Source organism: Mesorhizobium vachelliae (genome assembly GCF_033977325.1).
Lineage (GTDB): Bacteria > Pseudomonadota > Alphaproteobacteria > Rhizobiales > Rhizobiaceae > Mesorhizobium > Mesorhizobium vachelliae.
The window spans coordinates 326,801-341,244 of the sequence record NZ_JAVIIR010000006.1 but is presented as its reverse complement, the minus strand read 5'-3'; the positions used below and the strand labels follow the sequence as shown (position 1 = coordinate 341,244).

Here is a 14,444-nt window from a genome sequence, read left to right as displayed (position 1 = left end):
TTCTCCCAAGCTGCTATGATCAAAGCGCGCCGTGTTCGGCGACTGTCCTCAGGATGCCGACCAGCCCGGCCTCGCGCGCTGCCCTGAGTTCCTCGGGGCCGCGTCCACGCATCGCCGCGCCCGTCGACGCCGAGACCGCCCGGATCGTGTCGGCATCGAGCCTGGCCTCGAGCAGCGTGTCCCAGATGGCCTGGTAGGTGGGACCGTATTTGCGCAGGAAGTCCTCGATGCCGTCGGCATTGAGGCTGTTGGAAATGAATGAGCCCTGCAACGTCCATTTCGGTCCCGGCCCGTACATGAATGCCCGATCGATATCCTCGACCGACGCGACGCCGTCGCGCACCAAGGCTATGGCTTCGCGCCACATCGCACCCATCAGGCGCAAGGCGAGATGGCCTGTCACTTCCCGGTTGAGCGTGACCGGCTTCTTGCCGACGTCTTCGTAGACGGCGCGCGCCCGCGCGATTGCCTGCGGATCGGTCGCCTTGCCGCCGACGATCTCGACGAGCGGCATCAGATGCGCCGGGTTGAATGGGTGACCAAGCACGATGCGGCCAGGCACACGGCACTCGGCCTGGATGTCGGAGACGAGCAGCGCGGAGGAGGAAGAGGCGACGATGACCTCGTCGCCGATATGGCTTTCGATCTCGGCAAGCAGCCGCCGCTTGAGCGACAGGTCTTCCGGACCGTTCTCCTGCACGAAGTCGACGCGTTCGAGCGTCTCGGCCATCGTCGCGAAAAGCCTGATCTCCCCAGGCGCGGGCGCCGGGCCCTTCAAGCCGTCCAGGTCCACCGCGAGCGCCGGCAGGACTTCGTGAAGGACTGCCTCCTGACCCTCCGCCGGATCATATATGCGCACATCATGACCGGCATGGGCAAAGCAAGCCGCCCAGCGCTGCCCGATGACGCCGAACCCGACGACGCCGATGGTCAGTCTGTCCATTTTCAGGCCCTTCTTCCATCGAGCGCGGCACGAAATGCCTCGTTGAGATCGTTCCACGGGATGAGCAGGTCCAGCCAGGCGCCGATACGGCCGGCGACGAGGATCGCCTCGTCGATAAGGGCGTCAAAAGGCGCTTGCTCCCCCATCGCCCTCTCGAGACGAAACAGCAGCGACGGCGTTTCCTCGAGATGGCAGAAGTCTCGCAGCCGCGTCGCCGCCTTGTTCAGCGCAAGCGCCGCCGTCTGGCGCAGCACCGCCTCGTTGACGCTTCCTCGCTCGGAGCGGATCCACCAGAGCAGTTCGTGCAGGACGCGCGCCTCCGCCTCCGCCGTGAAGACCGGCCCGGCGGGATGCATGATGGCCCGCGAAGCGGTGATGCGGGCTATGTCGTCGGGCATGCGGTCCCAGATCACCTTTCGTCCGGCCACGATGTCGTGTGCAAGCGTCGATGCCGGCCAAGCCTCCACGCTCCCGCCATCGGCCAGCGCCAGGGTCCCGTCGATGACGCGGCGTCCCTGTTCCCGCTTGAGCACCGCGGCGAGTTCCGCAATGCCCTCGACCGGCGCATCGAGATGGCCGAGCACGGTGATCTCCGCCGTCTCGGCCTGGAGCGGCGCGAAGGTGATTTCCAGGAACTGCCGCACCGGCCAGTAGATGAAGGCTCCCGCCTTGGCGTCGAGCACATGGGTCGCGCCCTCCACGTCCTCGACGAAGGGAGCGTGCCAATAGATATGGCTACCGGCGATCTTGGGCGTGTGCAGTTGCAAACGCAGCGGTAGGGCGGCCAGTAGCGAGCGGCGGGTGCGCAGGGCGTCGCCGTTCAGTTGGATAGGCCAGGCCTTGCCCTCGGCCGAGAAAACGAGCTGCATGTCACTTGCCGGGGTTGAAGAACGAAACCGGCTTCAGGATCTGGTTGCGCATGTCGAGGAGGTAGTCGGTCTCGATCACCTTGCGCCGATAGGCTTGCCATTCCGGGTCGGCTTCCATGCGGTCGCGACGTTCCTCACGATCGGCAAGGCTCTCATATTTCCACAAGTGCACGGTCCGGGAGAGATCGCCGATGTGGGTCTGGAAGAAGCCGAAAGGCTCTCCCAGATAATGCCGCTGCATGGGCAGGCCGACATCCTCGTAGAGCTTGAGGAAATGGGACAGCTTGTTCGGGCGGGCGGTGTAGGTGCGGTGGTCGAAGATCATCTCGGTCACTCCTTCTGGTTCCTGTTCCGGCCCCGTGAGGCCAGAAAAGTCTTGTCCGGCTCGGCTTCGCCGGCGCCGCAAGCGCGGGGTCGTCTCAACCGCAACTTCGCACCGTCTCCGCAATAAGCCTGGCCGTCAGCGCCGGCGCTTCGATCTGCGGCACGTGGCCAACGCCATCGAGCAGGTGAACGGCGGCGAAGCCGGGCGCGCGGGCCGCATGAGCGGCAGGTGTCACGCGGTCGAGCTTGCCCCACGCGAGCCGTGTCGGCACGCCAAGTTCGGCGAGCGTGGGCGTCAGGTCGAAGCCTTGCGTTCCATCCGGGAACAGCGCTTCCGCCATTGCAGCCAGCGCATCCCTATTGCCGTTTTTTTCCATCTGTCTCAGCGCCGCCTGCGCATAGCCAGCCGGCAGGGTCCGAGAATCGCCCACCATGACCGCCAGCCAGCGCTCCAGCGCCTGGACGGTGGTCGAGCGCGCAAGCCCTGCGATGAAGCCAGCATTGATCTCGGGGCCGAGACCGCCCGGGGCGAGGAGGGTCACGGAGCGTACGGTGAGACGGCCGAGCCGGGTAAGCGCAAGAGCGGCCGCCCCGCCGAGCGAATGGCCGACGAGATGGGCGTCCGTGACGCCCATGGCCTCCAGGCGGTCGGAAAGGGAGAAGGCGATCTCCTCGATGCTCCTTGCCGGCCGAGCGGCCTCCGCGCCGTGGCCGGGCAGGTCGAGGCTGATCGTCGCGATGCCTGGTTCGAGCAAAGGCACGACCTGCCGCCAAACGGAGCGGTCCGCCCCGAAGCCGTGGATGAGGACCGCCGGCGCCGTTTGCCGCGCTGTCGCCGGCGCGGCGACGGGCGACGCCGGGGACGCGACCGGCTCCGCCTGGATGGCGCCGGACCGATCCGAACGCCCGGCGAGTGCGGCGTCAATGTCGCGCTTCTTGATGCGTCCCCTTGGACCTGTCCCCGAGACGGTTGACAGGTCCAGCCCCGCAGCCGCCGCAAGCCGGCGGGCAAGCGGGCTTGCGATCGCACGGGTGCCAGGCTGGCGGGCGGGCGGAGGGGCGTCGGTTGCGGGGAGGGTATTGGTCGTCGCTGCTGTTGCGGCTGGAGCCGCGTCGTTGCCCGCCATCGGTTTTTCGTCCGCGATGGTGCCGAGCATGGCGCCCACCGGCGCCTCCTGCCCCTCGGTGAAGTAGATATCGGCTAGCCAGCCATCACGGTCGGCCGCGATTTCGGTCGCCGCCTTGGCTGTCTCGACGGTGACGATCAGATCGCCGGCCTTGACCGGGTCACCGGATTTGGCCGCCCAGGCAATCACCAGCACGGCTTCCATATACTCGCCGCCGGCGCTGTCGATGCTGATCGGATGGGTTGCCATCTGCCGCCTCCGTCACTTCAAGGTCTTCAGCGCAGCGGCGCGGATCTTCTCGGCGCTCGGCAGCATCGCCGTTTCGAGGGGCTCAGAATAAGGAATAGGCATGTCCGGCAGCGTCATGCGCGCGACCGGAGCGTCGAGTTCGTCGAAGGCATGGTCCATGATCGTTGCCGAAAGCTCGGCGGCGTAGCCGCAGAAGCGCCAGCCCTCGTTGACCACCACGGCGTGGTGCGTCTTCGCGATCGAGGCGACGATGGCGTCGACGTCAAGGGGGCGCAGCGACCGGAGATCGACGATTTCCGCCGAAACGCCGTCCGCGGCCAGCAGGTCAGCCGCCTTTGTTGCTTCAACCACCATCTTGGAAGTGGCGAAGATCGAGATGTTGCTGCCCTCGCGCACGGTTGCCGCTCTGCCAAGCGGCACGATCACGTCGCCTTCCGGAACCTCGCCACGCATGTTGTAGAGCAGCTTGTGCTCGAGGAAGACGACCGGCTGACTGTCGCGGATGGCAGCCTTCAGCATGCCTTTGGCATCCGCCGGCGTCGACGGCGCGACCACCTTGATGCCCGGTATCTGGGCCAGCATGGAATCCAGCGCCTTGGAATGTTGCGCGCCCGCGCCCGCTCCGCCGCCGCCCTGGGTGCGCACGACGAATGGCATCTTCACCTGACCATTCCAGATATAGTCGTAGATCGATGCCTGGTTGACCAAAGCATCGAGCGACAGCGGTATGAAGTCGGCATACATGATCTCCAGCACTGGTCGGGTGCCGGTCATGGCCGCGGTCACCGCCATCGCGGTCAGCGCCTGTTCCGAGATCGGCGTGTCGCGTACCCGCTTTTCACCGAATTCCTCCATCAGCCCCTTCGTCACCTTGAACACGCCGCCGTAGCGGCCGATGTCCTCGCCGAACAGGAAGACGGAAGGATCGACCTGCATTTCCTCGCGCAGCGCGGCGTTGAGTGCCTCGGCGTATCGCATCATCGCCATGTCAGTGCGCCTCGCTGTAGGGATTGCAGGCTTCGTCCACCAGGAACTCCGGCATCGGGTCGGAAAGGGCGACATCGAACGCCTCTTCCGTCTCGGCCTTGGCCTCGGCCTCGATGTCGGCGAGCCGTGCCTCGCCGACATCGCCCAACAAAGCCTTGCGGGAGACGATCAGCGGGTCGCGCGCTTTCCAGGCGGCGATCTCCTCGGGCTTCTGGTAGCCGCCCATATCGGACGTCGAGAAACCTTGGACGCGGTAGGTCTTGCATTCGACCATGCCGGGACCCTCGCCACGCCTCGCCCGCTCCGCCATCGCCGACACGGCGCGATAGACGGCGACCGCATCGTTGCCGTCTACGATTTCGGCCGGCATCGCGTAGCCGGCGGCTCGGATCGACAGATCCGCGACCGGCGACTGGACATCGGAAGGAACGGTCAGGCCGAACTGGTTGTGCTCGAGCACGAACACGACCGGCAACTTCCAGAGCCCCGCCATGTTCATCGCCTCATGGCAGATGCCCGTCTGGGCGGCGCCGTCGCCGAACACGCACATGGCGACATTGCCCGTGCCGAGGATCTGCATCGACAGGGCCATGCCGGCAGCGGCGGGGATGCCGGCTCCAACGATAGCGTTGCCGCCGATCACGCCCTTTTCGGCATCGGCCACCAGCATATGGCCAGCACGTCCGCCGCAGGCGCCCGTCGCCCTGCCGAATATCTCGGCCACGACTGGGCGCATGGCCATACCCTTGCCGATATAGACGGCATGGCCGCGATGGGTGGTGGCAACCTTGTCGCCGGCTTCCAGAGCAGCCGTGGCCGCAACGCCCACAGCCTCCTGGCCGTCGCACCGATGGATAGGGCCACGCGTACGGCCTTCCTTATGAAGCGCCCCGAGCCTCTCCTCGAGGTGCCGCACCAGCAGCATCCGACGATAAATCTCCAAATGCTGTTCGACGGACGGAGTGTTCTTCACGGGCTATCCCCAGTTGCGCACCGAATTAAATACAAAAGTGTCGACACTTTGCAAGCGCTTCTGCAATGTGGTGCGAAACAAGTTCGAAAAAGAAGAGAACTCAGGCGGCTGGGGGGATGGAGCGAAGGGCGCGGAGCATCTCGTCGAGGTCGGCGCAAGGGAGGCAGCCGAGGTCGGCAATATCCTTGGTCACGTCGACCGGCAGGCCTGAATTCGAATCCTTCGGCACCTCGTTCAGCCGTCCGCCGATCAGCACCGGCAAGGAGAGTCCGCGCGCCGCCATCGCGGCCTTCACAGCCTGCGCGTAGCGCAGCGCGATGCCATTATAGGTGCTGACCGCGATGGCGGCCGCGCCGGTTTCGGCGGCATGGGCGACGAGCGCTTCCGGGTCGACGGCGACGCCGGCATCGGCGATGGCGATACCGAGGCCATCGAGCGCCTGTTCGACGAGATACTTGCCGTGCTCGTGAACATCCGTGGTGCCGATGCAGACAGTGAGGTTTCGTGATGCCTCCAGCCGCTTCTGGGCCGCCACCCAGGTTGCCGCCTTGTGGTTTAGCTCTCGTGCCCATTCGGCATGGATCAGCGGCGCGCGCCCGCGCGGACCCGCCGCACCTGGGCCGAACAGCGCTTCCAGGCGTTTCGGGCCGATGCGGCGGATGGCCAGCAACAACGCCGCAGGGTCGTCCACATCGACCCCTCGCTCGGCGAGACCGGCGAGAGCGGCATCGGCAAAGCGTCGACCGCCTTCGACGAGCACGTCGGCCATCGCCTCGGTCTTGGCCCAATCGAAGACCGGTTCGTAGAAAGGCGCGTGCAGCGTCAGCCTGTGGGCGAATGTCTGCGCGTCGATGATCTCGTCGACGTCGGGAATGCGCTGGTTCTCCGTCACCGGTACGGGATTGATCGCATGGCCCGAAGGCCAGCGCCCCATGGCGAGTATGTCGGCCATCAGGTAGCTCGCCAGGCTGGCGTAATTGCCGGCGGGGGTCGACTGATAGGAGACGGTGTTGCCGAAGATCATGGTGCCCGGCGTGTCGGTGACCCGCACGAGCGCCGCGTGGAAGGCGGTGCGCGAAAGCGGGTCGCTGAAGTGATGGCCGTAGCAATGGGCAAGGGGCGCGCCGATCAGCGTCTCGACGATATGCTTCTCCACGAGCACCATACCGAGCGCGCAGGCCATGTCGATGAAAAGTCCGGCGAATCCGTCGTCGAGATTCGAATGGACCAGGATCTCCGCATCCTGCGCCGCGATCAGGCCGAGCGCGGTGACGGTCGCCTCCGTTGTCGCCACGTCGTCGTCCCAGTAGGGCAGGCGGAAGGTGAAATACTGTCCGAGATTGCCGATGGCCGTCGCTCCGGCCGCGATCGCGGCACGCGTGTTTTCGACCGCGCCCGGCAGGCCGAGCATGAAGTCGCCGAAATGGGCTGCGGCGGGCGCGGCATTGGTGATGCGCGCGAAATCCTCCGGACCGGTCAGCACGATACCTGTGCCGCGCGCGGCCTTGGCGCGCATGGCCTGCGGATAACCCATCGACCAGTCCAGCGTGATGCCGAAACGGTCGACCGTGACCCCTGCCTTGCGGCATTGCTCATGCACTTCACCGATCGCCGTGATGGTGCGGTCGACGCTGCGGAAGCCGATGTGGGCATGCTGCATGATGCGCCTTTCCACCGCCGCCTTGCGCTTCCAGGCAGCTTCGGACGGCATCCCCGTTTCGATGAGGAAACGGCAGCTCCCGAGCCGCCAGTCTCGCGCCATGGCTCGCCCCTTGGCGAGCAGGTCCGAACCCGGCTTGAGACGCGGATCGGTGAGGACGGGGACTATGTCAGCGGTCATGATACCTGCTGCTCGGCTTCGGGGATGAAACGGCGGATGAGCGCGGCAATGTCCTCAGGCCTTGCGAGGGGATGGAAATGCGCTCCATCGACACACACGTATCGGGCGCCCGGTATCGCGTCGGCGATCGCTTGCGTCAGGGTGGGCGGGGTCAGCACGTCGTGCGCGGCGGCGATCACCTGCACCGGAGCGGCAATTCCTGCGAGGTCATCGAGGCAATCGTGATCGAGCAGCATGCGCAGGCGCGACGCGGCGACGTTCAGTGGGGCAAGGGTCCGTGAGGCGATGGCGACCGCCGCTTCGAGTTCGGCGGCATGCATGGCCAGGTAGGAAGCCTCGTGGCAGAGCACGTGGGTAAGGCGCTGGTAGGTCTCAGCCATGCCTGCTTCGAGCAGTTCGGCACGCGCGGTGAAGAGGGTGCGGAAGCGTGTGTCGGCCCGCGCCCAGGAACTGCTGATTGTGAAGCTCAGCCCGAGATCCGCATGGTCGAGGGCAAGTCTCTGGGCGATGGCGCCGCCTGTGGAATGTCCGACGATATGGGCAGGCCCGCCCGTCTGCGCCAGCAGGCCCGCGACATCGCCGGCGATGAGTGGAACGGAGTAGGGACCGTCGGGGCGGTCGCTGCGGCCAGCGCCACGATGATCGGTGACGATCAGGCGATGGTCGGCCTCGAGCAGGCGGACCACGCCGGCCCAGAATCGTCCGTCGCCGCCGAGCCCCGGGATGAGAACCAGGCGCGGACCGTTCGCGCCAAACGTTTCGTAATGGATGCGGCAGCCATCGGCGGCGACGAAGAAGGCCATCAGCGGCGGCCTCCCATGTCGAGCAGGTCCATGTCGAGCAGATCGCGAAGTGCGGCAACCAAGCTCAGCGCAGTCAGTGCCGAAGTCTTCGGATTGCCGGGCGAGGGCGCGTTGACCATGCTGAAGAGGGCGGTGCCGGCAGCGCTCTCGGCCTCGATTTCATGGCTGTTGCCAGTCGCCTTCGGGTCGGCGATCACCCGCACGGTGACCTTTTCGGCGCCTACGGCCAGCGCCACGGCGAAAGCCGCGTTGAGGTTCTTCGGATAGGCAGATGCCGCTTCGGCGGGGGTGCCCTCGAAGAGCGTCACCGCATCGCGCTCGGCCGATAGACCGAGCGAGGCAAGCTCGGCTTCCCAGGCCGTCGGCGGCTTGCGCGAGGTATAGCGCACCCGCGCGTCGGGAAGGGCCGCTATGGCGCGCAGATAATCGAGGCCGCCCAGCGCTCCCGCCGGCAGGATAAGGCGCGCGCCGCCGCTGCGGCCGGCGGCGGCGATCCGGGCGTGAAGCGTGGCATCGGCAAGCGCTCCGACCGATGCCACGACGGTTGGTATTCCGGCCTCGAGCAAGGCAGGTATGTAGGTCGCCACTGCCCCCTGGCTGGCTGCCTCGACGACGGCCAGTGGCTTTGCCTCGATCAGTTGCTCGATCCTGGCGACCACGCTGACATTCGCCGGCAGTTCGGGGCTGGCGCCTTCGCGCAGCAACATCAGCCAGTCGACCGCGTCCGGCGGAAAGGCCGAGACGATGTCACGCGCGATCGCGCCGTAGCCGATGAGGCCGAGCGTCGTCATCCGGCGTCTTCAGGAGCCGCGGCTCACGGGATCGAACTTGTCGGTGAGATCGGCGCCGAAGACGGTCCTGCGCTCGATCTCCAGCACGTTTTCGGGGCGTGGGAAGTTGGAGGGCACACGGTCGCCCGGCCTGCGCGGCTTGCCGATAAGGCGGAAGAAGTCTTCGAGCCCGTTGGGCACGATCAGCCAGAGCCAGCGAAGCTGCTTTTCGCCATCGTTGATGAACATGTGCCTGACATTCTTCGGCAGAAACACCACGCTGTCGGGGCCTAGAGGATACTCCTTGCCGTCGACGACGGCGCGGCCGTGGCCTTCGATCACATAGATCGCTTCCTCATTGCGCTCATGCGTGTGCTCGCGCACATAGCCGCCAGGCGCCACCGATTGTGTGCCAAGCGCGAACGGGTGCTCCATGCCGACGATATGAGGCGCCAGCGCCACGTCGATATGACCGTTCGCCGGCACCGGCTGCCAGTAGCTTTCGCGCGTCTCAGACCCGGAGATATGAATGCCGGATGGAGCTGGCGGAAGGTGAGTATCGTCCATGGCTCTGCCTATCGAAAAGGGCTTGAGATTATCGTGCGGGTGCATGCCGCTCACCAACGGAACGTATAACGCAAAAAGTGTCGACACAATAGTAGACAGATTTAATTTCCTGCACCTATAGTGACGCCGCGATGACAGTCTGGGGGACGCCGATGGGCGAATTCGATGTTCTGGTTATCGGTTCCGGTTCGGCGGCCTGCTCGGCGGCATTGAGGGCGGCCAAGGGCGGCCTCAAAGTGCTGGTGATCGAAAAGAGCGAATGGCTGGGCGGCACCTCGGCCATGTCCGGCGCGGGGGTCTGGATACCCGCCAATCACCTGGCCGCGGGTGCCGGCGTCGCCGACAGTCGGGACGATGCGCTGACCTATCTGCGCGCCGTGTCTCCGCAGGATTGGGCGCGGAAGGAAGATGCGCTCTGGAGCGCCTTCGTCAGGGCGGCACCCGATATGCTGCGTTTCCTTTGTGGCAGCACGCCTCTGGATTTCCGTCTGGTCAACGAGCCGGACCCCTTCGCCGAAGCGCCTGGCGGCAAGCTTTTCGGCCGGATGGTTTCGCCTATGCCTCTCAGCCGCCGCATGCTGGGCAAGTTCGCGGCGCGGCTGCGCCGTTCCACCTTGCCGCACAGCTTCAGCTATCAGGAGATCGTCGATACCGACCTCTATCACCACCCGATTCGTGCCGGCCTCAGGCTCTGGCCAAAGCTGCTTTGGCGGAAACTGACGAATTGCGGCGGACAGGGCACGGCTCTCATGACCGGGCTGATCAGGGGGTGCCTTGATGCAGGCGTCACCTATTGGCTGGAAACCCGCGCCGTGGGCTTGATCCAGGATTCGGACTCTCGAGTGATCGGCGCCGAGGTGGAGCGAGAGGGTCGGAGGACGAAACTTCTTGCCCGCCGCGGCGTGGTCATCGCGACGGGAGGATTCGAATGGGATGCCGAGATGCGGGCGCGCCATTTCCCCGGCGCCCTGGATCGGATCGGCAGTCCTCCCACCAATGAGGGCGACGGCCAGAAGCTTGCCGCTTCCGTCGGCGCGGAGTTGGATCGCATGGACCAGGCGAATGTCTATCCCTGCCTGCCGACGCGCTATCGGGGCAAGCCGCATGGCCTTCCCATGACCTTTCAGGCCGAGCCGCATTCGATCGTGGTGAACCGCGATGCCAAGCGCTTTGTCAGCGAGAATGATTTCAACATCGGCGAGGCGATCGATGCGCGCGGGTCGGACGGCGCGCCGGTGAACCTGCCGTGTTACCTCGTCGGCGACCATCGTTTCCTGAAGACGTCGCTGCCTTTCCGCTGGTATGCCTCCTACGAAAGTCAATGGGTCAAGAAGGCCGATACGGTCGCTGGCCTCGCCGCGAAACTCGGACTGCCGGCGGCGGCGCTCGAGGATACGATCGCCCGATGGAACGGCTTTTGCTCCAAGGGGCGCGACGAGGATTTCCGCCGCGGTGAGAACGGCTGGGAGGATTACAAGGCGCATGGCCCTGAAAATCGGCTGAAGCCGATCGACAAGCCGCCCTATGTCGGCATGACCCTCAATCGTTCGATCCTGGGCACCAAGGGCGGCGCCCGCACCAACGAGCGGGCGCAAGTCCTTAGGCCGGACGGTTCGATCATCCCCGGTCTGTACGCGGCCGGCCTTGCTATGGCCAACCCGATCGGCACCCGCGCGGTTGGAGCCGGCACGACGCTTGGCCCCAACATGACCTGGGGTTTCATCGCCGCCGAAACCATCCTTCACCAGAACCGGTGAGTTCTCCGGTGTGAATGCGCATCGTCACTCGAACTGCCAATAAGTGCCGTGTCGAATTTCGCGGCGTTGCGGAACATGCGGAGAATAAACTGATCCGGAACCCGGTCATGTTGACGGCAAAAGGGCCGCTGAACCGGCAAAACGGAGGAAGCTTCCGAACAGTGCGCTCGGTAAGGTCGCCCCCGCGATCCTTGGAGACTTATTCAGATGCGCGGCGCCGACCTGTTGATGGAAATGCTGATCGCCCACGATGTCGACCTGGTGTTCGGCGTGCCCGGCGACACCAACGTCCCGCTTTACGATGCGCTCCGGCAGGCTCAGGGCAAGGTGCGCCATGTGATGGTGCGCGACGAGCGGACCGGTGGTTTCATGGCCGACTGCTTCTCGCGGCTCTCGGGCAAGCCGGCGGTGATGGAGGTGCCTAGCGGCGCCGGCGCGATGTATGCGCTGCCGGCCGTTGCCGAAGCGAATTTCTCGTCGCTGCCGATGATCCTCATCACAAGCGACACGCCGCTCAAGATGGAGGCGCAAGGGGTCATCACGGAACTCGAATGCGCAAAGCTGTTCGAGCCGGTGACGAAGGGCTCCTGGCAGGTAAAATCGGCCCGCAAGATCCCGGAATATGTGCGTCGCGCATTCCGCGTCGCCACGACCGGCAGGCCCGGCGCCGTGCATCTCGTCCTGCCGGAGGATGTGCTCGGCGTGGAGATCGATCCCACAACGGTTTCACTTCACGCCGACGCGAACTGCGCCCGTTTTCCCGCCTATCCGGCAAGCCCGCAAATGCAGGACATTGTTCGGCTCGCCAGGATGATCGGCGAAGCCAAAAAGCCGCTGCTGATCGCGGGAGGCGGAGTCAATCGCGGCCACGCTGGAGCGCTGCTGCGCGAGGTGGTCGAGCGCTTCAACGTCCCCGTCGTCAACACCATCACCGGCCAGTCGGCGCTCGCGGACGATCACTCGCTGGCGATCGGTGTGATCGGCGACAACGGCTTTCACCCGCACGCGAACCGGGCCGTCGAGGACGCCGACCTCTTGGTCTATCTCGGATGCCGGATGGGTTCCGTCGTCACCGTGGGCTGGACCTTCCCCACGCCTCGCGCCGAACGTCTCCTCGTCCAGGTCGACATCGATCCGGTCGCACTCGGCAACAATTCCGACAATGCACTCAACATCTGCGCGGATGTAAGCGCCGTTCTCGCCGCCCTCCTGGCGCTGGAGGCGCCGGGCGGCAGTCCCCATCAAGCCTGGATCGATCAGCTGAACGCCTGGCGCGGCGCGTTCTGGCAGCATGTCCAGCCGGAACTGACGGATGACAGCGTGCCGCTCAAGCCGCAGCGCGTGGTCAAGGCGCTCAACGCGCATCTGGAGAAGAAGCCCTATTCCATCCTGTCGGACCCCGGCACGCCGACGCCGCACATGACGCGGCTTCTTCGCCTTTCCAATCCGGACTCGACTTTCATCATCCCGCGCGCCTTTGGCGGTCTCGGCTATGCCTTGCCCGCCGTGGTCGGCGCCTGGCTGGCGCGGCCGGAGATCCGACCGGTCGGACTGTTCGGCGACGGTTCCTTCGCCATGTCGATGGGCGAGCTCGAGACGATCGTGCGGCTCGACGTGCCGGCGCTGCTCATCCATTTCAGCAATGGATGCTTCGGCTGGATCAAGGCGCTGCAGCGTCTGCATGGTCACAACGCCACCTATTCTGTGGACTTCAAGCAACTGGATGCCGCCGCAATCGCTGCAGCCTTCGGGCTGCGCGCGTGGCATGTGCGGACGCCGGACGAGCTGGAGAGTGCGCTCGGCGAAGCCTTCGCGCATGATGGTCCGGCATTCATCGATATCGAGGTCGAATCGATCGCCGATGTCGCGCCGCCGGTCATGTCCTGGCTGCGCCGCCTGGGCCGCGATCCGCTCGACCTGAAGCCCGAGGCCGGGCTGCGCCTGGCCGATCGCGCGGTCCATTGATCACCCGATGGCGATGGCCTGGCCGTTGCCGCGCTGAAAGTTGGTGGTCATGATGATCGAGGTGCGGCAGCGTTCCACGCCGGGCAGGCCGATGATCTCGTCGAGAACGGCGTCGACGTCGTCCATCTGCGGCGCCTCGACGAGCAGGATCAGGTCGAACTCGCCGCTGACCGTATAGCAGCTCAACACTTCCGGGAGCATCTTCAGGTGCTCCATCAGCGCGGGCTGCATGCGCTGGACGATGCTCAACATCACCAGCGCGCGGCTGGAATTGCCTTCGAGGCTCCGCGACAGGATCGTCGAATAGCCGGCGATCACGCGATTGCGTTCGAGCCTCGCCAGCCGTTCATGGACCGTGGTGCGCCCGAGCCCAAGCTTCTTCGCCAGGTCGGTAATGGATTCGCGCGCATTGGCGACGAGCAGGGCGATAAGCTTGCGATCGACGCTGTCGAGATTGATGTTTTTTCTCGCGCTGAAGCCGTTGCTCTTCTCGGTTTGGCGATGGGCCAACGTCATCAGTATCCCCCCTGGTATGCCTGCCTGCGGCCGGCGGCCTGGAAGAAATCGATCATGGTCAGGAAATCGAAGACATGCCGTCCCGTCGCGCGCTGAACTGCGGCCGCGTAAGGCGGCAGGTTGGAGCATTCCAGAAGAATGGCACCGACCTCTGGATGTTGGGCGACGAGGTCCTTCGCACGCTCGACGATTTCCGCCTCGACCGCGTCGGTGTCGAGCGCCCCTTCCTCGTCGAGAATAGCGGAACGGAACGCCGGAGCGTCTTCCATGCCGACGATGTGAACGGCGCGCGTCGGGTTCGGGTAGGCGAGTGACAGTAGCGGCTGGGTGAGCCGGCTGGCGTTGGCGCAGATGATGCCGACCGATGCGTGCGGCGCCAGCGTCGAGGCAATCAGCGGCAGTTGCAGCAAGCTCGACAGCATGACCGGCACCTTCAGCGCGGCCGCCACCTCGTCCTGGAAATGAAGCATGTAGCCGCAATCGCTGGTGATCGCCTTCACCCCCATATCCTGCAGCCTGAGCGCGGCCGCGATCACGTCCCCCGCCATCGAGCGGTCGCCCTCGTTGATGAGGCTGCCGATCGTGACCGAGCGGATCGTTTCGTAGAGCACAGGGTAGCGATAGCTCGACGCGTTGCCGACATCGCCGGGCGGAAACGGGTTCGAACAGGCGATCAGCAGGATGCCTATTTCGTGGCCGTAGCTCTGCGCGTCGCCGCGCACGCGATAGATCGCCAATTCGGTCCTCCCATTCC

The 14,444-nt window shown here is 65.4% G+C and carries 14 protein-coding genes; 2 read left to right on the top strand and 12 right to left on the bottom strand.

Annotation, left to right across the window (positions count from 1 at the left end):
- Positions 1–19: 19 nt before the first annotated feature.
- The 10 genes from RFM41_RS15785 to RFM41_RS15740 form a co-directional block, all read right to left on the bottom strand.
- Positions 20–943, bottom strand: a complete 924-nt coding sequence (locus RFM41_RS15785) for a 3-hydroxyacyl-CoA dehydrogenase NAD-binding domain-containing protein (RefSeq protein WP_320250090.1) — start codon at positions 941–943, stop codon at positions 20–22.
- A gap of 2 nt (positions 944–945) precedes the next feature.
- Positions 946–1,812, bottom strand: coding sequence for a hypothetical protein (locus RFM41_RS15780; protein WP_320250088.1), 867 nt, complete (start codon positions 1,810–1,812; stop codon positions 946–948).
- Position 1,813: 1 nt separating this feature from the next.
- On the bottom strand, positions 1,814–2,137 hold the full coding sequence (locus RFM41_RS15775; RefSeq protein ID WP_127293567.1) for an NIPSNAP family protein: 324 nt from the start codon (positions 2,135–2,137) through the stop codon (positions 1,814–1,816).
- 94 nt (positions 2,138–2,231) lie between these two features.
- Positions 2,232–3,512, bottom strand: a complete 1,281-nt coding sequence (locus tag RFM41_RS15770) for an alpha/beta fold hydrolase (protein ID WP_320250086.1) — start codon at positions 3,510–3,512, stop codon at positions 2,232–2,234.
- Between the two features lie 12 nt (positions 3,513–3,524).
- Positions 3,525–4,499, bottom strand: a complete 975-nt coding sequence (locus RFM41_RS15765; protein ID WP_320250084.1) for an alpha-ketoacid dehydrogenase subunit beta — start codon at positions 4,497–4,499, stop codon at positions 3,525–3,527.
- Between the two features lies 1 nt (position 4,500).
- Positions 4,501–5,472, bottom strand: coding sequence for a thiamine pyrophosphate-dependent dehydrogenase E1 component subunit alpha (locus tag RFM41_RS15760; protein ID WP_320250082.1), 972 nt, complete (start codon positions 5,470–5,472; stop codon positions 4,501–4,503).
- A 100-nt stretch (positions 5,473–5,572) separates the two neighbouring features.
- Positions 5,573–7,312, bottom strand: coding sequence for a hypothetical protein (locus RFM41_RS15755; protein ID WP_320250080.1), 1,740 nt, complete (start codon positions 7,310–7,312; stop codon positions 5,573–5,575).
- Positions 7,309–8,115: an alpha/beta fold hydrolase gene (locus RFM41_RS15750; RefSeq protein ID WP_320250078.1), complete on the bottom strand. Its 807-nt coding sequence runs from the start codon at positions 8,113–8,115 to the stop codon at positions 7,309–7,311. Before RFM41_RS15750 ends, RFM41_RS15755 begins: the two co-directional genes overlap by 4 nt.
- Entirely contained in the window at positions 8,115–8,906 is a 792-nt protein-coding gene (locus tag RFM41_RS15745; RefSeq protein ID WP_320250076.1) for an aspartate dehydrogenase, read from the bottom strand. Before RFM41_RS15745 ends, RFM41_RS15750 begins: the two co-directional genes overlap by 1 nt.
- Before the next feature lie 9 nt (positions 8,907–8,915).
- Positions 8,916–9,452: a cupin domain-containing protein gene (locus RFM41_RS15740; RefSeq protein ID WP_320250074.1), complete on the bottom strand. Its 537-nt coding sequence runs from the start codon at positions 9,450–9,452 to the stop codon at positions 8,916–8,918.
- 152 nt (positions 9,453–9,604) lie between these two features.
- Between RFM41_RS15740 and RFM41_RS15735 the strand changes: the two genes are divergently transcribed.
- Positions 9,605–11,209 carry an FAD-dependent oxidoreductase gene (locus RFM41_RS15735; RefSeq protein ID WP_320250072.1) on the top strand — a complete coding sequence of 535 codons (1,605 nt, stop codon included), beginning with the start codon at positions 9,605–9,607 and terminating at the stop codon, positions 11,207–11,209.
- Between the two features lie 207 nt (positions 11,210–11,416).
- Positions 11,417–13,174 (top strand): thiamine pyrophosphate-binding protein, encoded by a 1,758-nt coding sequence (locus RFM41_RS15730; protein ID WP_320250071.1) that lies wholly within the window; start codon positions 11,417–11,419, stop codon positions 13,172–13,174.
- Here RFM41_RS15730 and RFM41_RS15725 read toward each other — a convergent pair whose 3' ends face one another.
- Complete coding sequence (locus RFM41_RS15725) at positions 13,175–13,690, bottom strand: Lrp/AsnC family transcriptional regulator (RefSeq protein ID WP_320250070.1); 516 nt, start codon at positions 13,688–13,690, stop codon at positions 13,175–13,177. It abuts the gene before it with no gap.
- The gene (locus RFM41_RS15720; protein WP_320250068.1) at positions 13,690–14,427 is read right to left on the bottom strand and encodes an aspartate/glutamate racemase family protein; all 738 of its coding nucleotides are present in this window, start codon (positions 14,425–14,427) and stop codon (positions 13,690–13,692) included. Before RFM41_RS15720 ends, RFM41_RS15725 begins: the two co-directional genes overlap by 1 nt.
- Positions 14,428–14,444 lie beyond the last annotated feature (17 nt).